The sequence below is a fragment of the Pseudohalioglobus lutimaris genome (assembly GCF_002866825.1).
In the GTDB taxonomy this organism is placed as follows: Bacteria; Pseudomonadota; Gammaproteobacteria; order Pseudomonadales; family Halieaceae; genus Halioglobus; species Halioglobus lutimaris.
Genome location: NZ_PKUS01000022.1, coordinates 54,396 through 74,954 on the forward strand (window position 1 = coordinate 54,396; position 20,559 = coordinate 74,954).

General features: G+C 59.0%; 17 protein-coding genes. 4 read left to right on the forward strand and 13 right to left on the reverse strand.

The genetic code is table 11. From position 1 onward, the window contains the following. Positions 1 to 21: 21 nt before the first annotated feature. Entirely contained in the window at positions 22 to 2,169 is a 2,148-nt protein-coding gene (gene pnp / locus C0039_RS14830; protein ID WP_101518490.1) for a polyribonucleotide nucleotidyltransferase, read from the forward strand. Between the two features lie 120 nt (positions 2,170 to 2,289). Here the strand turns inward: pnp and acs are convergent, their stop codons facing one another. The 11 genes from acs to dksA form a co-directional block, all read right to left on the reverse strand. Then, positions 2,290 to 4,221, reverse strand: a complete 1,932-nt coding sequence (gene acs / locus C0039_RS14835) for an acetate--CoA ligase (RefSeq protein WP_076002100.1) — start codon at positions 4,219 to 4,221, stop codon at positions 2,290 to 2,292. A 150-nt stretch (positions 4,222 to 4,371) separates the two neighbouring features. Then, positions 4,372 to 5,256 (reverse strand): pantoate--beta-alanine ligase, encoded by an 885-nt coding sequence (panC, locus tag C0039_RS14840; protein ID WP_075999016.1) that lies wholly within the window; start codon positions 5,254 to 5,256, stop codon positions 4,372 to 4,374. Positions 5,257 to 5,552: 296 nt separating this feature from the next. Continuing rightward, positions 5,553 to 6,344, reverse strand: a complete 792-nt coding sequence (gene panB, locus C0039_RS14845; protein WP_075999015.1) for a 3-methyl-2-oxobutanoate hydroxymethyltransferase — start codon at positions 6,342 to 6,344, stop codon at positions 5,553 to 5,555. A gap of 17 nt (positions 6,345 to 6,361) precedes the next feature. Continuing rightward, positions 6,362 to 6,985, reverse strand: a complete 624-nt coding sequence (locus C0039_RS14850; protein WP_423810690.1) for a deoxynucleoside kinase — start codon at positions 6,983 to 6,985, stop codon at positions 6,362 to 6,364. A 56-nt stretch (positions 6,986 to 7,041) separates the two neighbouring features. After that, a complete protein-coding gene (folK, locus tag C0039_RS14855) occupies positions 7,042 to 7,575 on the reverse strand; it encodes a 2-amino-4-hydroxy-6-hydroxymethyldihydropteridine diphosphokinase (RefSeq protein WP_101518491.1) in 534 nt (177 codons plus the stop codon). After that, a complete protein-coding gene (gene pcnB / locus C0039_RS14860) occupies positions 7,572 to 8,882 on the reverse strand; it encodes a polynucleotide adenylyltransferase PcnB (protein WP_101518492.1) in 1,311 nt (436 codons plus the stop codon). The genes folK and pcnB overlap by 4 nt, the downstream gene beginning before the upstream one ends. 530 nt (positions 8,883 to 9,412) lie before the next feature. Next, positions 9,413 to 10,852 carry a sigma-54-dependent transcriptional regulator gene (locus C0039_RS14865; protein ID WP_101518493.1) on the reverse strand — a complete coding sequence of 480 codons (1,440 nt, stop codon included), beginning with the start codon at positions 10,850 to 10,852 and terminating at the stop codon, positions 9,413 to 9,415. Positions 10,853 to 10,933: 81 nt separating this feature from the next. Beyond that, positions 10,934 to 13,894: an ATP-binding protein gene (locus C0039_RS14870; RefSeq protein WP_075999011.1), complete on the reverse strand. Its 2,961-nt coding sequence runs from the start codon at positions 13,892 to 13,894 to the stop codon at positions 10,934 to 10,936. Further along, complete coding sequence (locus C0039_RS21110) at positions 13,884 to 14,060, reverse strand: hypothetical protein (RefSeq protein ID WP_157516064.1); 177 nt, start codon at positions 14,058 to 14,060, stop codon at positions 13,884 to 13,886. Before C0039_RS21110 ends, C0039_RS14870 begins: the two co-directional genes overlap by 11 nt. Before the next feature lie 68 nt (positions 14,061 to 14,128). After that, positions 14,129 to 15,016 (reverse strand): tRNA glutamyl-Q(34) synthetase GluQRS, encoded by an 888-nt coding sequence (gluQRS, locus tag C0039_RS14875; RefSeq protein WP_075999010.1) that lies wholly within the window; start codon positions 15,014 to 15,016, stop codon positions 14,129 to 14,131. Positions 15,017 to 15,159: 143 nt separating this feature from the next. Continuing rightward, entirely contained in the window at positions 15,160 to 15,612 is a 453-nt protein-coding gene (gene dksA / locus C0039_RS14880) for an RNA polymerase-binding protein DksA (RefSeq protein ID WP_075999009.1), read from the reverse strand. 190 nt (positions 15,613 to 15,802) lie between these two features. Here dksA and C0039_RS14885 point away from each other — a divergent pair, with 190 nt between their 5' ends. The 3 genes from C0039_RS14885 to C0039_RS14895 are packed head-to-tail and all read left to right on the forward strand — an operon-like array spanning position 15,803 to position 18,391. Then, complete coding sequence (locus C0039_RS14885) at positions 15,803 to 16,981, forward strand: pyridoxal phosphate-dependent aminotransferase (RefSeq protein WP_101518494.1); 1,179 nt, start codon at positions 15,803 to 15,805, stop codon at positions 16,979 to 16,981. After that, positions 16,978 to 17,694 carry a DNA/RNA nuclease SfsA gene (gene sfsA / locus C0039_RS14890; RefSeq protein ID WP_101518495.1) on the forward strand — a complete coding sequence of 239 codons (717 nt, stop codon included), beginning with the start codon at positions 16,978 to 16,980 and terminating at the stop codon, positions 17,692 to 17,694. Before C0039_RS14885 ends, sfsA begins: the two co-directional genes overlap by 4 nt. Further along, positions 17,687 to 18,391 (forward strand): M15 family metallopeptidase, encoded by a 705-nt coding sequence (locus C0039_RS14895; RefSeq protein ID WP_101518496.1) that lies wholly within the window; start codon positions 17,687 to 17,689, stop codon positions 18,389 to 18,391. Before sfsA ends, C0039_RS14895 begins: the two co-directional genes overlap by 8 nt. Before the next feature lie 38 nt (positions 18,392 to 18,429). Here C0039_RS14895 and C0039_RS14900 read toward each other — a convergent pair whose 3' ends face one another. Next, the gene (locus C0039_RS14900; RefSeq protein WP_075999005.1) at positions 18,430 to 19,080 is read right to left on the reverse strand and encodes an inorganic pyrophosphatase; all 651 of its coding nucleotides are present in this window, start codon (positions 19,078 to 19,080) and stop codon (positions 18,430 to 18,432) included. 204 nt (positions 19,081 to 19,284) lie between these two features. Beyond that, on the reverse strand, positions 19,285 to 20,547 hold the full coding sequence (locus C0039_RS14905; protein ID WP_101518497.1) for a 6-phosphofructokinase: 1,263 nt from the start codon (positions 20,545 to 20,547) through the stop codon (positions 19,285 to 19,287). Positions 20,548 to 20,559: the final 12 nt, after the last annotated feature.

Genomic DNA, 20,559 nt, shown 5'->3' on the forward strand with positions numbered 1-20,559 from the left:
ATCTAGAATTGGAGAAATATAGTGAATCCAGTAACAAAAACATTCCAGTACGGTGACCAGACGGTCACTCTGGAAACCGGTCGTATCGCCAGGCAGGCGAGCGGAGCGGTTCTGGTTACCGTCGAAAATACATCCGTGTTGTGCACCGTTGTCGCTGAAAAGACCCAGCGCCCCGGTCGCGACTTCTTCCCCCTGGCCGTGCACTACGTTGAAAAAACCTACTCAGTGGGCAAGATCCCCGGTGGTTTCTTCAAACGTGAAGCCCGCCCCAGTGAAAAAGAAACCCTGACCAGCCGCCTGATCGACCGTCCGATCCGCCCGCTGTTCCCCAACGGTTTCATGAACGAAGTTCAGGTAGTTTGTACTGTCATGTCTGCCGACAAGCACATCGACCCCGATATCCCGGCGATGATTGGCACCTCGGCAGCCCTGGCGATTTCAGGTGCGCCCTTCAACGGTCCTATCGGCGGAGCGCGTGTCGGCTTCAATGAAGCCCAGGGTTACGTGCTTAACCCCACCTATGAGCAACTTGGTTCGTCCAAGCTGGACATGGTCGTAGCCGGCACCTCAGACGCCGTGCTGATGGTTGAGTCTGAAGCCAAGGAACTGACCGAAGACCAGATGCTGGGCGCCGTATTGTTTGCCCACCAGGAAATGCAGGTGGTTATTCAGGCGATCAATGAACTGGTTGCTGAAGCAGGCAAGCCCCGTTGGGACTGGGAGGCACCCGCGGTCAACGAAGAACTGCTGGCCGCTGTTGAAGGACAGTGCAAGACCGAGCTGGGCGAAGCGTATCGCATCACCGAGAAAGCCGAGCGCTATGCTCGCGTCGGTGAAATCCGCGATGCCGCGGTAGCTGCTCTGGCCGTTGAAAATGGCCCTTCAGAGGACGACGTGAAGGACCTGTTCAAAAAGGTTGAGAAAAACCTGGTACGCAAGCGCATTCTCGCCGGTGAGGCACGCATAGACGGTCGCGACACCCGCACCGTTCGCCCCATTGCCTGTGAAGTTGACGTACTGGCCAAGGCGCATGGTTCCGCCCTGTTTACCCGTGGCGAGACCCAGGCGATTGGTGCGGTCACGCTGGGTTCCACCCGCGATGCGCAGATTATCGATGCCCTGGAAGGTGAGCGTCGTGATCCGTTCATGTTGCATTACAACTTCCCTCCCTACTCAGTGGGCGAGGCCGGACGTGTTGGTTTCACCAGTCGGCGTGAAGTCGGCCACGGTCGCCTGGCGCGCCGGGGTCTGGCTGCGGTACTGCCGAACAACGAAGAGTTTCCCTACACCGTGCGTCTCGTGTCCGAGATTACCGAATCCAACGGTTCCAGCTCCATGGCCTCTGTCTGTGTCGGCTCCATGTCATTGATGGCCGCTGGCGTGCCATTGAAGGCACCGGTGGCGGGTATCGCCATGGGCCTGGTTAAAGATGGCAACCAGTTTGCTGTATTGACCGATATCCTGGGTGATGAAGACCACCTGGGCGACATGGACTTCAAGGTAGCGGGTACCGCCGAGGGTGTAACCGCCCTGCAGATGGACATCAAGATCGAGGGCATTACCTCCCAGATCATGGAAACTGCGCTGGAACAGGCCCAGCAGGCTCGCCTGCACATCCTCGGCCAGATGAATGAAGTCATTGCCGAAGGCCGTCAGGTGACTTCCGAGAACGCACCTTCCATGGTGACGCTCAAGGTTGATTCCGACAAAATCCGCGACATCATCGGTAAGGGCGGTGCAACCATCCGTTCCATCACCGAGGAGTCCGGCGCCACCGTTGATATCGACGACGATGGCACCGTGCGCATCTTCGGCCAGGACCAGATGGCCCGCGACAAAGCCGTTGCCATGGTTGAAGAAATCACGGCTGAAGCAGAAGTGGGTGCGATCTACACCGGTAAGGTGGCGCGTATCGTCGACTTCGGCGCTTTCGTCAACATCCTGCCAGGCAAAGACGGGCTGGTGCACATTTCCCAGATTGCCAACGAGCGTGTGGAGAACGTCTCCGATCACCTCAGCGAAGGCGATGAGATTCGTGTAAAGGTGCTGGACGTGGATCAGCGCGGCCGCATCAAGCTTTCCATCAAGGAACTGCTGGAAGACGAAGTGGTTGCCGACGAGGAAGTAATCGTTGAAGAACCGGCCAAGGCTGAAGGCTCTGCTGACTAGCCTTACTGCTGCAAAAGCGAAGGGGAGTGCCGCAGGGCACTCCCCTTTTTTGTGCTTTGACGAACTCAAAAATTCGTCGAGTCGCTATGCTGCGAGTACCCCCGGTATTGGAAGGCCTGCTTACCCAGGCCGGTTCTCAACCAGGCTCTCCACCACCGACGGGTCCGCCAGTGTGCTGGTATCGCCCAGGCTGTCCAGTTCATTCTCGGCGATCTTGCGCAGGATGCGGCGCATGATTTTACCGGAGCGGGTCTTGGGTAGGCCCGGTGCCCACTGGATGACATCGGGTTTGGCAATCGGCCCGATTTCTTTTACGCAGAGTTGTATCAGTTCCTGGAGCAGTTCTTCGCTGGGCTCTACACCCTGCATCGGTGTCACGTAGGCGTAAATCCCCTGTCCCTTGATATCGTGGGGGAAGCCGACAACCGCCGCTTCGGCGATATCGTCGTGCAGCACCAGGGCGCTCTCCACCTCGGCTGTGCCCATGCGGTGGCCGGACACATTGAGTACATCGTCAACCCGGCCGGTAATCCAGTAGTAGCCGTCCTCGTCGCGCGAGGCGCCGTCACCGGTGAAGTAGTAGCCGGGGTAGTTGCTGAAGTAGGTGTCTATCATGCGCTGGTGATCGCCATAGACGCTGCGGATCTGGCTGGGCCAGGAGGCCTTTACCACCAGGTAGCCGGCGCCGGGGCCCTCGATTTCCGAGCCGTCTTCGTTGAGCAGTGCCAGGTTGACGCCAAAGAACGGGAAGGTGGCCGATCCGGGCTTAAGCGGCGTGGCGCCGGGCAGGGGAGTGATCATGTGTGCCCCGGTCTCAGTCTGCCACCAGGTGTCGACGATGGGGCAGCGCCCGTCGCCGACCACGCGGTGGTACCACTCCCAGGCTTCCGGGTTGATGGGCTCGCCCACGGTGCCCAGCAGTCGCAGGCTGGCGCGGGAGGAGCGGGTGACCGGTTCGTCGCCCACGGCCTGCAGTGCGCGAATGGCTGTCGGCGCGGTATAAAAGGTGTTCACCTGGTGCTTGTCCACGATTTCCCAGCAGCGGCCGGCATCCGGGTAGGTTGGCACGCCCTCAAACATCAGGGTAATGGCACCGTTGGCCAGCGGGCCATAGACAATATAACTGTGCCCGGTGACCCAGCCCACGTCTGCGGTGCACCAGTAAATCTCGCCCTCGCGGTAATCGAACGCATACTTGAAGGTCATGCTGGTTTGCAGCAGGTAGCCGCCGGTGGTGTGTAACACGCCCTTGGGTTTGCCGGTGGACCCCGAGGTATAGAGGATAAACAGCGGGTCTTCGGCGTCCATCATCTCCGGTGCACAGTCGGTGCTCTGTTGGTCTACCAGCTCCTCGTACCAGACATCACGTTCATCGTTCCAGGCGACATCGCCGCCGGTGCGCTTGACCACCAGGCAGGTATGAACGCCGGGACATGCCTCCAGTGCCTTGTCGGCATTGACCTTCAGTGGCACGGTACGGCCACCGCGAACGCCTTCATCGGCGGTAATAACGGCCTGGCAGTCGGAGTCGATGATGCGATCCTTGAGCGCCTCGGGCGAAAAGCCGCCAAATACGATCGAGTGCACAGCACCAATACGCGTACAGGCGAGCATGGCGTAGGCGGCCTCGGGAATCATCGGCATGTAAATACACACACGATCACCTTTGTTCACGCCGCGCGCCTTGAGCGCGTTGGCCAGTTTACAGACGTGGTCTTTCAGCTCGCCGTAGGTGATGTGCTTGCTGTCGGCGGGGTCATCCCCCTCCCAGATGAGTGCGGTCTGGCTGGCCCGCTCGGGCAGGTGACGGTCGATGCAGTTGTAGCTGACGTTGAGCTTACCCCCGGCGAACCACTCTGCGGTGCCCTTGACGAAGTCATACTCCATGACCTTGTCCCAGGGCTGGTCCCAGGTCAGGAACTCGACAGCCTTCTCGCCCCAGAACCCTTCGGGGTCTTCAATAGAGCGTTGATACATCTCCTGGTATTGCTGCGGATTGATGTGCGCGTCTTTGAAATTGGCTGGTACCGGGTGGGTGGGAAACTCGGACATGACTACCGCTCCAATGATGGTGTTGGGCATTCGATAATACGGTGCTGTGTCGCTGATTCAAGCCGACCAAGGTCTAATAATAGACTGTTGGCTTGAAAACGGGAGTGCAATCGGGGGGGCGGCCTGCACCCGGGGCGTTCGGCTAAGTGCTCAGCCGTCGGCCAGCATCCGCCAGTCGCCCACAGGGTTCAGGGACAGGCGCACGTTGTCAATCAGGCGTGTGTTGCCCAGTCTGGCGGCTGCGAGAATGGCCACCTCTTCCGAGTCTTCGGTCACGGTTTGCAGGGTGCGTGCGTCGCGAATGGCAAAGTAGTCCGGCTCAAACCCCGCTTGCAGCAGCTGCATGCGGGCGTGGGACTCCAACTGCAGAAAGTTATCGAATCCGCAGGCGATGGCTTCCCGGCAGGTGTTCAGTGTCTGGTGCAGGAGTGGGGCGATGCTGCGCTCTTCGGGGCTGAGATAGCCATTGCGGGAACTCAGCGCCAGGCCGTCTTCGTCACGTGTGGTGGCGACGCCGACGATGGTAACCGGCATGCACAGGTCGTCGACCATCTTGCGCACAATAGAAAGTTGCTGGAAGTCCTTCTCCCCGAAAATGGCCGAGTCGGGCTGGACAATATTGAGCAGTTTGTTGACAACCGTGGTGACGCCATCAAAGTGGCCGGGGCGGCTGCTGCCACACAGGGTGTCTCCCAGGTCCGGCACGCTGACTACGGTCTGCTGCTCCATGCCTTGTGGGTAGATGTCCTCCACGCAGGGCGCGTAGAGTAGTTGAACGCCTTCGCTGAACAGCTTTTCCTTGTCCGCGGCCATGGTGCGCGGATAGGCATCAAGGTCTTCATTGGGACCAAACTGCAGCGGGTTTACAAAAATGGAAACAATGACCACATCGCAAAGTTTGTGTGCTTTGCGAACCAGATCCAGATGCCCCTGGTGCAAGTTGCCCATGGTGGGAACAAACGCCACCGTCAGGCCTTCTTTGCGGTATTGCTGCACGAATGCCTGCAGCTGGGCTTTGTTGTTGCAAGTTCGCATAGCTCCCTGTCCCTCACGGATGGAATGGCGACGCTAAACGGGTGATAACACGTACTGCTATACCCCCCCTGTGGTGAACTCGGGGATGAGAAGTATGCCCCATGCTCCGATAGCGGGCAACGAAATAATAGGGAAAATTCACGGGGTCAGCGGCGCTGGAATCGCCCCGTCAAGGCCTGTTTTTTCGACGAAGCGAGGGCCTATAAGTTATTGAAACTATTGGATATATTTTGTTTTTTTGTGCGAGAGGACGCCGTAAGATGCCCCTGGCGTGGGAAGCTTGAGGGCAGCGCGAATCAGGTGTAGGTGTGTTCTTCGCGGGGGTATTCGCCCGCTTTTACGGCCTCGACAAATGCTCTGAGTGCACCCTGTATCGTGGTCTGTCCTTCCATAAAGTTCTCCACGAAACGGGCTGTATGTTCAGACAGGCCAAGCATGTCGTGCATCACCAGTACCTGGGCGTCTGTGCCGGCACCGGCGCCAATGCCGATCACCGGAATATCCAGCTTGGAACTGATATCAGTGGCCAGTGTAGAGGGGATGCACTCCAGCACCAGCAGGCTTGCCCCCGCGTCCTGGATTTCCACCGCGTCGGCGAGAATGGATTTGGCCTCTTTGGGGGTGCGCCCCTGCACTTTGAAGCCGCCAAACTGGTTGACCGACTGTGGTGTCAGCCCCAGGTGAGCACAAACCGGTATGCCGCGCTCCACCAGCATGCTGATGCTGTCTGACAGCCAGGTACCGCCTTCCATCTTGACCATCTGTGCGCCCGCCTGCATTAATGCAGTCGCGTTCTCCATGGTCTGCTCGGGCCCGGTATAACTCATAAAGGGCATGTCTGCGATAACCAGCGAATGGGGTGCCGCGCGGCTTACGCATTCTGTGTGATAAGCCATATGGTCGGTGGTTACCGGGATCGTGCTGTCGTGCCCCTGCAGGACCATGCCCAGGGAGTCGCCCACCAGTATGGTCTCGGCACCGGCTTCACTGACGAGGCGTGCGAAGGTGGCATCATAGGCAGTGATGCAGACAAACTTTTCCCCGTTTGCCTTCATCTTGTCCAGGGTGCTGATTGTAACCTTGCCCATGGGCGACCTTTTGTAGGTTAGCCAAAAAACGTCGGATTAAAATAGTGGCGGCCGCTGCGGATATCAAGCAGGTAGTCCACCAGGTGGTCATAGTCTCTGTCGCTACCCGCGAGGTCAATCTCGCTTGCATTCACGATCAGTAGAGGGGCGCCATCGTAATATAGAAAGAACTCACTGTACACTTCGTTCAAACGCTCCAGATAGTCGCGTTCAATCGCCTGTTCGGCTGCGATTCCGCGATTTTCAATGCGCGATAACAAGACGTCGGTAGAAGCCTGCAGATAGATGACCAGGTCCGGGCGCGGTGCGTCAATGGTGAGTTGCTGGTAAACCTTTTCATACAGCTGGAATTCATCGCGCTCGAGGTTTATGCGGGCGAACAGCGGATCCTTTTCGATGAGAAAGTCAGCGACGCGCACGGGTTCGAAGATATCTGCCTGGCGCAGGTCCTGGAGCTTCTGCGCCCGTTGGAACAGGAAAAACAACTGCGTGGCGAGGGCCGCTTGCTGGCGGTTGCGATAGAACTTTTCCAGGAAGGGGTTTTGCTCAGCCTCTTCCAATAGCGTCTGGTAGTTAAACGTCGTGGCCAGGCGCTTGGTCAGCGTGGTTTTGCCCACGCCGATAGGGCCTTCCACGGCAATGTATGAGGGGGGTGTGCGCCCGTTCAGGTCGATGTTAATGGCCTCGGTCTCCCGTGTCAGGGCCTGTCTCTGCTGTCATCCCCCCGCCATCGGGCAGGGGTAAGCTGGAATGGCGTCTTTTCCAGGTCTTCTGGTGGACAGCCGCCGACTAATGTACCAAGTTCCTCGCCACCGGGCAGCATCAAATTTGCAGGTGCCACCTCCAGCAGCGGGTAGAGAACAAAGTTGCGTTGAGTCATCCTGGGGTGAGGGATAACCAGTCGCTCGTCCGCAATCTGGTCCTGCCCGTAGAGTAGAATGTCCAGGTCCAGGGTCCTTGCCCCCCAGCGCACGATACGCTCGCGCCCGTGCTGGTTCTCGATCTCCTGCAGGGCATCCAGTAGTGGGCGGGGCGCGAGGGCGGTGTGCAGTTGCACCACGCCGTTGAGGTAATCAGGTTGCTCGCCGGGGCCCACGGCCGCGCTGCGCCACGCGCTGGACACCGCGGTTACTGTTGATGAGGGTAAGTTATCCAGGGCCCGTACGGCACCTTGCAGTTGTGCCAACGGTTTCCCCAGGTTGCTACCCAGGGAAATATAAACAGTCGTCATTTTCTGGCGTTACTGCGCCGATTGCGTGGGCGTCGCCGCCTGCGTCCACCCGCGCCTTCGCCCTCTTTCTCTGCCGGGGCTGCGGACAAGCGCTCCTCCATGGGTAATGTCTGGTATTGCGTCCACCATTCCCCGAGGCCGTGGGTTTCCTCTCCTGCCTGTTCGCGCAGCAGGAGAAAGTCATAGGCGGCGCGAAAGCGTCGATGATCCACCAACTCCGCCGCCTTTTTGCCCTGTTTGCGTTGCAGGCGCAGCTGGAATTCCCAGATTTCGCGCATAGGCTGGCTGAAGCGTCGGGGTATGGCGATCTGCTGGCAGGCCTCGCCAATGGTCTGCTGTGCGGCGTTGTGCATGGCAACCATGGGCGGTTCACCCTGGTTTTCAAGGTGCGTGGCAGCGCGCCGGGCCACGGGCCACAGCAGGGCCGCGAGCAGGAAGGCGGGTGTCACCGGTTTGTCCTCGGCAATGCGCTGGTCGGTGTTGGCCATGGCCGCTCGCACCAGTGCCAGGTCGCGGTCGTCGTCGTGCAATACGTGGCTGGTTTCATCGAAAAGGTAAGGCAGCAGGTCGTGGCGCAGCAGCGCCTCCAGTGTCGCACTGGCGTGACCGGACAGGAACAGCTTGAGGAATTCATCAAACAGCCTGGCCGGTGGAATTTCGCCCAGCAGGGGGGCGCAGGCGGGTATCGCCTGGGCGGTCCGTTTCTCGATATCAAAACCCAGTTTGGCGCCGAAACGCACAACGCGCAGCATGCGCACCGGATCCTCCCGGTAGCGCTGTGCGGGGTCGCCGATAATCCGTACCAGCCTGGCCTGCAGGTCCTGCAGGCCTTTCACCTGGTCGAAAACCTCAAACTTGCCTGAGTCGTAATACAGCGCATTGACGGTGAGGTCGCGGCGCACAGCGTCCTCTTCCAGCGTGCCGTATACGTTGTCTCGTAGCAGCAACCCCTTATCTGACTGGCGTGAGTGATTGCCGCCCTTGGCAGGGCTGCGTTCATCGCCGCTCTCGTGGTGGCCGCGAAACGTGGTGACTTCGATGATCTCTCTGCCAAAGCGCACGTGCACAATACGAAAACGGCGACCGATGATGCGTGAGTTGCGAAAGAGCCCGTGAATGTCCTCCGGGGTGGCATCCGTTGCCACGTCGAAATCCTTGGGGTGTCCGCCCAACAAAAGGTCCCTGACAGCGCCGCCTACCAGGTAGGCCTGGTGGCCCTGGGAGCGCAGGCGCGACATCACCTTCAGCGCGCCGTCGCTGATGTTTTTACGTGAGATGCAGTGTTGGTCTCGGGGAATGACGTTCAAGAAGCAGTTCGCCTGTATATGTGGCTATGAAAACAGCGGGGAAGTTTATCACAGTCGCACTGCGAGGCGTTTAATGCAGGGGCAGATGAATGACGGGGAAGACAATGTCTTCCCCATCCAGGTCTCACTTCAGGAGTTATTGTTATTTCTCTGATGCTATTATTTTTATAGGCTGTATCAAAACAGAGTTTTGTTTAAATGCCCACACCGATTAGCAGTGATTAACTTATATCTTCGGGCGGTTTTTGCGGATTCTTTCTGCTCCGCCAAACCCTACTGCCGATGGATGAAATTGAAGGGGAAGAAGTCTTCCCCATCCAGGTCCATAGCGATGCATATTATTTTTATTGCCGTACCTGTTATTTTTATTGGCGGTACTCATGTAATTAATGCAGGGGCTGTGCCAGCAAGTAAAATATTTAGTAAAAACAATGAGATATAGTTTTGACGGCTTATTCGTTAGCGATCATTAGTGGTTAGTTGTTACCTTATTACCCCGGCTGAGTAACTTCCGTCGCTCAGAGTAACGCCTACCCGGACTGGGAAGAGCTCTTGCGCCGGCGCGGGTTGGCGCCCGATTTGCTGCGCGGGATCCCGAAACGCTGGCGCCTCTCCCAAAGACACTTGCGGCTGACGCCCAGCTTTTGTGCTAACTCGGTTTCACTCATAGAGTCCTGGTGCTCAAGCACAAAGCGTTGGAAGTAGTCCTCCAGTGACAGGTCTTCCTGCGGGTCGTTATTGTTGCCGCGTGTCGATGCCGGGTTGCCCTGAATGCCGTCCTGGCCGCGGATGCGGTTGATATTCACCAGTTCGAGATCAATGCCCAGGCATGCGTTGTCGATTTCGTCGCTATCAGAGAGAATCACCGCCCGCTCAATGGCGTGCTCCAGCTCGCGCACATTACCCGGCCATTGGTAGGTGGTGATTGCCTGGATGGCCCTGGGCGAAAGGTGCATTGCCCGCCTGCCCGACGTTGCCGACTGTCGCCTGAGCATGCTCTCGGCCAGGTGGAGAATGTCTTTGCCGCGCTCACGCAACGGGGGTAATGACAGGCACAGCACATTGATACGGTAGAAAAGGTCCTGGCGAAACTGGCCCTCTGCGGACAATTGTTGCAGGTTCCGATGGGTGGCGCAGATCAGGCGCACATCGACTTTGCGTGAATGCACCGAGCCGATACGCCGAATCTCACCCTCCTGTATAAAGCGCAGTAACCTCGCTTGCGCCTCCATCGGTAACTCGCCGATTTCATCCAGGAACAAGGTGCCACCGTCGGCGGCCTCAATGAGTCCCATGCGGCTGGCGTTGGCGCCGGTGAACGCTCCTTTTTCATAGCCGAACAGTTCTGACTCGATAAGCGTGTCGGGGATCGCTGCGCAGTTCACGGAGATCAGTGTTTTGTCAGCCCGCTTGCTTTGTTGGTGAACACTGCGTGCGACCAGCTCCTTACCTGTGCCGGTCTCGCCGAGTACCAGCACAGTGGACTCGGTAGGCGCCATGCGCTGGATATGGTTGCCCAGGGTTTGCATCGCCGGACAGTTGCCGATGAGCCCATTCTCGCCGCCGGTCGCATCCGCCCCCGGTGGCGACGATGTCTTGCGTTCCTGCGCTTTCGCCGTGGGGTGGTCGGCAATGATCCGTTCCACGGCACTGACCATATCACCGTGATCGAATGGCTTGGCGATATAATCGACGGCGCCCATGCGCATGGAGTCTACCGCTGAGCGCAGGCTGGCATAGCTGGTCATAATCAGTACGGGCACGTCTCCCGCTTTGCGGATAAGGTCGGTGCCCGGCGCGCCGGGAAGGCGCAGGTCGGAGATAACCAGGTCGTAGTCTCCCAGGTTGAAGTCCGCTTCCGCCTGCTGCACTGAGCCTGCCTCACTCACCTCATACCCGTTCCGTTCCAGCAGCCGGCGCAATGCGGTGCGAATCACGGATTCATCTTCGACGACGAGGACTTTCTGCATGAGTTTCCGCCAAGTGTGTAGTTACTACACAACATACCGTTACTGTAAAGATTATTCCAGTTTGAGTGCCCGGCGATGCGCTCAGGGTGTCACGGCGAATGTCTGCTCGTACTGCGTTGCGGCCAGCTCCAGGGTAAAGCGGCTTCCCGGGCGGGGGCCGGAATGCAGCGGGCTGGTTAACTGCACAGAGCCACCGAGGTCCTCCATAATGCTGTACACCATTGCCAGGCCCAGACCGGTGCCGGCGCCGGGCTCTTTGGTGGTGACGAAGGGTTCGAAAACCTGGCTGCGCAAGCCAGCGGGAATACCGCAGCCATTGTCATCCACATCGATCAGCACCCGTTCGCCCTTGGTGTACGACTGCACCTGCACATGGCCCTCCTCGTCACAGGCATCGCGGGCGTTGCCCAGCAAATTGATAAACACCTGCAACAGTCGTTGGCTGTCCGCCAGCACCAGCACCTCCCTGTCGCAATGGTTGCTGAAGCGGATCTGCCGTGCTTCCCGGTCCAGGTTCAGCAGGTGAATGGCCTCATCCACGCAGTCCGCAAGGTTGCAGGGCATCAGTTCCAGCTGTTCTGCACTGGAGCCAACGTGGGAGAAATTCACCAGTGACTCAACAATGCGGGTGACCCGCTCTGTCTGCTTTAGTATGTCCTTGGCTGTGGTGCTGACTTCATCCTTCTCTTCCGCGTATTCCAGGTTCTGTGCCAGGCAGGCGATACCGGTGATCGGGTTGCCAATTTCATGGGCGACGCCTGCGGCGAGCCGGCCGATAGAGGCCAGCCGCTCATTGTGCAGCAGCTCCTCTTCCATGCGCTCGTATGCGCTGATGTCCTCCACCAGTATGATGATGTCGCCTTCGACAGTAACTGTTTTGTGCAGGCTGACCCAGCTAGGCGCATCCTCCGGGCCGATAATTTCCGTTTTCAGTACGGCATCGCTGTTACTGGAGCGAAAGTCATCCAGCAGGTCCTGCCAGGGTCCGCTCTGCGCGGAGAGCAGTGAGCCCAGTATGTCTGCGGCGGCTACGCCAGTGATATCTTCCATGCAGCGGTTCCACATCAGCAACTCGCCATCCGCGCCCAGGGAGCAAATGCCGACGGGCAGAGTATCCAGGGTCTCCCGGTAGCGCCTGCGCAGGGCGTCCAGGTCGGCGGCCAGGCCGGTGAACTGGATATGCGGCGCGTCCAGGCTGCGCTCGATCAGGTTGATGTCCTCGGTTCCTCCGGCCTGGAAGGGAATGCATCGCTCGATGATGTTGTGCGCTACCGCTGGGCCCAGCAGGCCGGAGAGGTTCGCCTCCACTCGCCTGCGCAGACGGCGCAGCGCGTAGGGGCGTTTCTCGTCGGAGGTGAATTGCAGCTGCTGCAGGGCTGTCTGCACCTCGGCCTGTGCCGTGTTTTTACCCAGTGCGGGAGCGAGCTTTTCGGCGAATTCAGCGGCGTCCTGCAGTGGTAGGCGCTGTCTTATCGGTCTGGCCAGGTCATCCATAGAGCAGATCTCGGCGGCCACGCGCTCCTCTGCGCTGGTGCGGGTCAGCAGCGAGACCACAATGAACAGGGCCACGTTTATTGCCAGCGCAAGCATGGTCGCTATGGTCCATATGCTGTCGGAATCGCCCACCAGTGCAGTAAACAGCTGACCGATTTCAGGGACATAACCGCGTGTAGTGGGCAGCATGATGGTAAAGAACCAGAAGATCAGCCCCCCCCAGAGTCCCGCCAGCAGGCCGTGACGGTTGGCGCTGGGCCAGTGCGGGGTCGCCACCAGGCCCGGCAGGAATTGCAAGGTACCGGCGAAGGCAACAAATCCCAGTTCCACCAGGCTCTGGCGCCCGTTGAGTCCCAGGTAAAACAGGTAACCCGCGAGAATAAGAACGGCGATCAGCCCGCGACGCAACCATTTCAGGTTACGGTAAATATTCTCGTTCTGGCTCAGGCTGAGCTGCCTGGAGGGGAGTACAAGGTGGTTAAGGCACATGTTTGCCAGTGCCAGCGTCGCGACAATAATAGTGGCACTGGAAGCAGACAGCGTGGCGACAAATGCAATGCCGCTGACGGTGGGTGAGGACAGGCTGGCGGCGATGGCCAGGCCACTGTACTCCATCGGCAGGTTGTGACCCAGGTGCATGCCGGCCCAGGCCAGGGGTAGCACGGGCAGGCTCAGCAGCATCATGTACATGGGCATGCCCCAGGCCGCGCTGCGCAGGTCTTTGCTGTCGGTGTTCTCGGCAAACAGCATATGGAACACATGGGGCATGCATACCGCACCGGCGAAGAATACCATCAGCATGGTATGTACTTTGTCGATGGTCATTGTTTGCGTCATCTGCGTCCGCGCCGGTGGGTGGCTTTGCAGCCATTCCTGCAGCTTGTCCGGTCCGTCAAAGACGCCGTATACCGCGATCAGCATGAGCAGCATCAATGCACCCAGCTTGACCAGCGACTCGAATGCCATGGCGGTTACCAGTCCTGTATTTCGCTCCTGCGAGGAACGGTGACGTGTGCCGAAGAGAATCGCGAAAACTATGATGACCAGGCAGGTGAGCAAGGCCACGCCCTGGTGATGGAAGCCTTCCTCTTCCATCGATTGCGTATGGCCGGCGAGAATGTGCACGCTGTCCCCCACCGCTTGTATCTGCAGTGCCAGCATGGGCAGGAGTGCCAGGCACATGGCTACCGTGACTGCGGTGCCAACACGTGGACTGCGGAAACGGAATGTAAGCATGTCGGCGACTGATGCCAACTGATAGACACGGGACAGCCGTAGCAGCGGCAGTAACAGCATGGTTGCCAGCACAAACACCAGGCCCGCGCCGGCGTAATAAAGCAGAAAGTTGTAACCGTAGCGGTAGGCGACGTCGATTACCCCGTTACTGGCCATTGCACCGGCAAAGACGCCAAGGGAGAGGACGTATACGGCAGGGTGGTGCGTCACCCGCCGCGGGATGATTTCCCGGTCTGCCAGGTAAGCCACGGTGAACAGTACAAAGAGATAACCGGCTACAAACAGGAGTATCTGCGCCAGACTAAAGCTCATCCGGGTACCTTGAACGATGTCCCCACCAGGTGAAAACGATGATGGTGCACCAGATGACATACGGGCGGTACCAGGCGCTATAGTCGCTGGTCAGCCAGTCTCTGAGTACCGGGAAAGCGATGAGCGCGAGTACGATGCCCAGCATCAGGGTGCGATTGATATACATGGGGCGAAGGTCCGTGAGACTTGTAGGGATAGTACTTAAGGGGCGCGGGCGGGTAAAGCGCTCCCGGGTCAGGGTTGGGTCGCGATGATGCTCATCTGTCGTGGTATGGCAGTGGCGGACCAGTTTTCTGCCGCATGCCCCAGAATTTGTGAGCAATCCGTTAACTTCCCCGGTGGCGGCGGTTGTTGCAGGAATGCCAGCGCCTGGCGCAGGTTTTCCGGCGCGTCGCATTTACGCAGGGCCGGAGCGTGGTTTTGCTTGCTGAGTTTCTGCCCCTGTGCGTTGGCAATCACTGGATGATGACTATAGCGGGGCCGCTCGAGCTCCAGCAGCTGCTGCAGGTATAGTTGCCTGCACGTCGAATCAAGCAGGTCGGAGCCGCGCCAGATATGGTTCACCTGCTGGAAGGCGTCATCGACGACGACCGCCAGTTGGTAGGCATACAGGCCATCCTTTCGCCGCAGGACAAAGTCAGGCAGGGACTGGCCCAGTGCCTCGGACTGCTTGCCCTGAATGCCGTCAATGAACGTGATGCGGCAATCAGCGGGTACCTGTACGCGCAACGCGCAGGGTTCGGTAATGTCATCCTGCCGGGGCAGGCAGCGTCCTGCGCAGGCGCCTCCGGGGCCGAGCATGGCCCGGGTGCAGTCGCAACGAAACAGCCGACGCTGCGCCGCAAGTTTATCCAGCGCCTGCTGATACGCTTGCGCGCGGCTGCTCTGCCACAAAACGGCTTCATCCCAGTGCAGACCGTGCTCCAGCAGGCTGGACAGTATGCGGTCCGCCGCACCCGGTTCTTCACGGGGTGGGTCCAGGTCTTCCATGCGCAGCAGCCACTGACCACGGTTGGCGCGCGCATCAAGATAACCGGCCAGCGCAGCAATTAATGAGCCCAGGTGCAGGGCACCGGTAGGGGAGGGGGCGAAGCGGCCGCGGTAGGCGGCATCAACGTCCATGCGTGTCTGCTTTGGTTGCGATCAGAGGGGGGGCTGAGCATGTTACTAAGTAGGACGAGGCGCTAGGCGGGGCAGGGAACAGAAACCCTGTCTGCTGCAGAGCGCCTGGCCGGCGAGTGGATACCCGGCGGCCCTGGCAGTTGCTAGCCCATCTCCTGGCGTTCTTTGATTTCATCGAGTGTTTTGCAGTCGATGCAAAGGTTCGCAGTGGGGCGGGCTTCCAGGCGTTTGATGCCGATCTCCACACCACAGGCATCGCAGAAGCCGTAGTCATCCTGCTCGATGCGCTCCATGGTGGAGTCAATCTTCTTGATCAGCTTGCGCTCGCGATCACGCGTGCGCAGCTCGAGGCTGAACTCTTCCTCCTGCGTGGCACGGTCCGCGGGATCAGGGAAGTTCGCTGCCTCGTCTTTCATATGACTGACGGTGCGGTCCACTTCCTGCATCAACTCAGACTTCCAGTTTCGCAGAATGGATTTGAAATGCTCTCGCTGCTTCTCATTCATGTACTCTTCGCCCCGCTTGGGTTTATAGGGCTCAAAGTTCTTGAATTCAGTAGCTGCTTTATTGGCTGGCTTTTTTGCTGCTCTAGGCATGGTTTGGTTCCATACGGTAAAACAAACGACACAATACTCACAGTTTCATGGCAGGAGGCAAAAGTGGCCTGCGACCAAGGGCGGAGAAACTACCAGATTCATTCCCGCGATGCCACCCTTTTAAGCCGACTTCTCTCCTTCGACTGGCAGTTGTTAGAATGGTGGCTTCACACCTTTGAGTAGATTCAACATGGCAGTCGGTCAGCAGCAAAAGCGATTCGCCCGGCGGGTAGAGGAAATCCAGCCCTTTCATGTGGTTGAGGTATTGCAACGTGCCGTTGCACTGGAGGCGGCGGGTCGGGACATTGTCCATCTTGCGGCGGGCGAGCCTGACTTCGCCACGGCGGCACCCATCATTGCCGCGGGTCAGGCCTCGTTGGGTCGCGGTGAAACCTATTACTCCGGCGCAGCCGGCATCCCCGCACTGCGTGAGGCGCTGTCCAGCTTCTACGCCACCGAATACGGCCTGGATATAGCGCCGTCGCGAATTATGATCACACCCGGAGCATCCGGGGCCCTGTTGCTGATCTCCGCGCTGCTGGCCGATCCCGGCGCTGGCATGTTGATGACCGACCCCGGCTACCCCTGTAACCGGCATTTCCTGCGGCTGGTTGAAGGGGAGGGGCAGTTGGTGCCCGTGGCTGCGGATACCCACTACCAGCTCACCGAAGCACTGGTATCGCAGCACTGGCGCGACAATACGATTGGTGTGTTGGCAGCATCGCCTGCCAACCCGACCGGTACGGTACTGTCCAGGGATGAGCTTTGCGGATTGTCCCGCGCGGTCAGGTCGCGCAACGGGTTTCTGGTGGTCGACGAAATCTACCACGGCCTCAGTTACGGCACAGACACGCCTTCGGTCCTGGAGATTGACCCGGACGCTTTTGTGATCAACAGCTTTTCCAAGTATTTCGGCATGACTGGATGGAGGCTGGGCTGGCTGGTCGCGCCGGAAGAGGCCGTTGCCGAGATGGAGAAACTGGCGCAGAACCTGTTCATTTCCATGTCCACTGTGGCGCAGTACGCAGCTTTAGCCGGTTTTGAGCCGCGGACTCGCGAGATTCTCGATGAGCGCCGGGAGGTGTTTCGCCAGCGCCGCGATTTCCTGCTGCCGGCGGTGAGGGAGCTGGGGTTTACTGTGCACTGTGAGCCGCAGGGTGCCTTCTATATTTACGCCGATGCCAGCCGCTTCACCGACGACAGTCAGGCATTTTGCCTGCGCCTGCTTGAAGAACATGGCGTTGCGCTCACCCCGGGTGTGGACTTTGGCCACCACCGGGCGAATGAAACGGTGCGGTTTTCGTTCACCACCTCGATGGATCGGCTGGAAGTGGCGGTGGACCGTCTTGCCGGCGTATTGCGCACATGAGCGATTTGATAGCGGGGCGCCTGATCAGGCGGTACAAGCGTTTCCTCGCCGACGTGGAGTTGGCTGACGGCCGGCAGATCACTGTCCACTGCCCCAATACGGGTGCAATGACGGGCTGCGCCGACCCCGGCGCACGGGTATGGTTGTCCGTTTCCACGTCAAAGACGCGCAAGTACCCGCATACCTGGGAGCTGGTGGAGACCGCCAATGGCATGGCTTGTATTCACTCTGCCCGCGCCAACAAAGTCGTTCGCAGCGCGTTCGAAGCAGGACTTATCCCGGGGTTTGAAGACTATCCAGAGATTCGCAGTGAAGTAAAGTACGGTGAAAACAGCCGCGCAGACCTGCTTCTGGAAGGGCCCGCCGGGCGCGTGTTTGTTGAAGTGAAGTGCGTGACACTGTGCACTGAGAACGGCCAGGGCCTGTTTCCCGATGCGGTCAGTGATCGAGGCCGCAGGCATTTGCTGGAGCTGGCGGCCATTCGCGATGAACAGACCCGGGCGCTGATGTTCTACTGCTCCTTCCATGAGGGTGTGCAACGCGTCAGTGCAGCGGCAGAGATAGATCCGCGCTATCGCGATACCCTGGCAGAGGTCACCCGCCAGGGTGTGGAAGTGCTGGCCTGGGGTGCTGATATCTCATTAGAGGAAGTCGTGCTGGCGCGGCCGCTGCCGTTCAGTGTCGATGCGCCGGAGCCCGGCAATAATGCCTGATCTCACCATAGAGCAGCTGACCGGGCAGGATGCTTCTCACCTTGTCGCAGTAACGGGCGACCATCATCTGCAGCCACAGGCGGCAGAGGCTTTTCTTCGCCTGCAGGCACAAGCGCGCCTGGCGGGTTTCGAGCTTGCTATTGCCAGTAGTTATCGCTCTTACCAGCGCCAGCTCGCCATCTTCAATGGTAAGGCTCGCGGTGAGAGGCCGGTTCACGATGACGCGGGTGCAGCGGTGAATCTGCAGGCGCTAACCGATGCTGACAAACTTGCAGCGATCCTGCGTTTCTCGGCGCTGCCGGGCACATCTCGCCACCATTGGGGCACCGACCTCGATGTCTTCGATGCCGGGGCAGTGCCTGAGGACTATCGTCTCCAGCTGACGCCTGACGAGGTGACCGCAGGTGGCCCATTCTGTGCGCTACATGACTGGCTGGATGCGCGTATGGCAGCTGACGATAGCTGTGGTTTCTATCGTCCCTATGGTCAGGATCTGGGTGGTGTGGCGCCGGAGCGCTGGCATTTAAGTTATGCACCCCTGTCCGCCCCCTGTGACGGTCGCGTGACTGCAAATGATCTTCTTGAGCTGTGGGGAGATAGCCTGGCCCTGGGCCAGGTGATTGCCGCCAGCGTTGACGAGATTCTCGCGCGCTATGTGCGTGTTGCAGAGGGGTGGTGCCCCCGGGCTACCGGGTAGGGGGAAGATCCCGGCGCGGCTGCGCCGGGAAAAAGGGGTTACTCAGCCTCAGCTGCCCTGGCCTGCTCATGCAGGTGGCCGTAGTGATTCCAGTAGTCTTTCTCGGCTGCGGCGATAACGCGCAACGCCTCGTCGCGACCGTAGACGTGATCCACCTTGATGTTCACTTCCTTACCCGGTACCAGCTTGTAGGTTGAGAAGTAATGCTGCAGACGCTCGGTCTTGATGTTCGGCAGGTCGGCAATATCGTGTACATTGCCCCAGATATTGTCGCCTTCAAGTACCGCGATGATTTTGTCGTCGGCCTCGTCGCCGTCGATCATCTGGATGCCGCCCACAACGCGTGCCTTGAGTACAATGTCAGCGCGAGTAATGTGTCTTTCGGAAAATACGCAGATGTCCAGCGGATCGCCATCAGCTACGTCCACATCGGGGCAAAGCTTGGCCACTTCTTCCGCACAGTAAGTGCGTGGCAGGAAACCGTACAGCGCCGGGGGGCTGGAGGTGGTGCGCTGCGGGCGGTCAACCATCAGGAAGCCTGAAGACTTGTCCAGCTCATACTTGACCACGTCGTCGGGGGTCATCTCGATATAAACCTGGTAAATGTCCTCGGCTGCCTCATCGGCTTTGATGTGGAGTCCGTGCCAGGGATGCCGGCGCCAGCGATTGAAGTCGCGATTACTGTACATACTCGATCCTCTCTAATGGGTTGCTTCACTATGGAGGCGCGCATTGTACAGGGATTGATCGGTGGAATCTTCCCACCAAGGTCGAAATCGTGATGGAGGTCTCGGGTGGGCTTACTATTAAAACCGTGGCGTCGGCTACAGGGGCCTGGCGCACCTGCCGGGCGCCTACTCTGAATCGAGCGGCGCCCGGCTAGAGAATCGCCGTCAGACCTTGAATGATTTCTTGAGCTTTTTCGGCACCAGTTGATTTTTAAGCTTCACATACTGCGGCATGCCGTTCTTGTAAGGGGGATAGGCCTCACCCTGGATCAGCGGTTGCAGGTACTCACGCGCAGCATCCGTGATATTAAAGCCATCGCGGGTAATGAAGTTTCGCGGCATCATCTTTTCCACGTTGGCCACCTGATCCAGAGGTGCCTCGCCGATGCTCCAGCTGTAGCGCTTGCCCTTGCCGCGCACAATGCACGGCATGACGGAGTTCTTGCCCTGGACAGCCATTTCCACCGCCGCCTCGCCGAGGGCAAAAGCCTGGTCCACGTCCGTTTGCGAGGCGATGTGGCGCGCCGAGCGCTGCAGGTAGTCGGCAACAGCCCAGTGATACTTGTGGCCCAGCTCGTCCTTCACCATCTGTGCCAGGGTCGGCGCGAGCCCCCCCAGCTGGCTGTGGCCGAAGGCGTCTTTCAGGCCCGATTCGGCGAGGAAGGTACCATCCTTATGTTGCGTGCCCTCGGAGGCGACGATGACGCAGTAACCCTGCTTTTTCACCGTGCGCTTGACCCTGGCGATAAATTTCTCCCGGTTGAAAGCAATTTCCGGGAACAGGATGATGTGCGGCGCGTCGCCATCTTCCTGCGCGGCCAGGCCACCGGCCGCGGCAATCCATCCGGCGTGGCGGCCCATCACCTCGAGAATAAAAACCTTGGTGGAGGTTTCGCACATGGAGGCAACATCAAGGGCCGCCTCGCGGGTTGAAATGGCCACGTACTTGGCTACCGAGCCAAAGCCGGGGCTGTTGTCAGTGAAAGGCAGGTCGTTGTCAATGGTCTTGGGCACGTGGATAGCCTGTATCGGGTAGCCCATTGATTCGCTGAGCTGCGACACCTTGAGGCAGGTGTCCGCCGAGTCACCGCCGCCGTTATAGAAAAAGTAGCCGATGTTGTGCGCCTTGAAGACCTCGATCAAGCGCTCATACTCGGCGCGGTTTTCCTCGATGCTCTTCATTTTATGACGGCATGAGCCGAAGGCGCCGGAGGGTGTGGTCAGCAGCCCGTGAATCGCGCTGCGGCTTTCTTTGCTGGTGTCTATCAATTCCTCGCGCAGCGCCCCGATAATGCCGTTGCGACCGGCGTAAACCTTGCCGATTACCGATTTGTGCTTGCGGGCAGTTTCGATCACACCGCAGGCGGATGCATTGATGACAGCGGTCACGCCGCCCGACTGTGCATAAAAGGCATTCTTCTTTGACATTGGCAGTTGGTT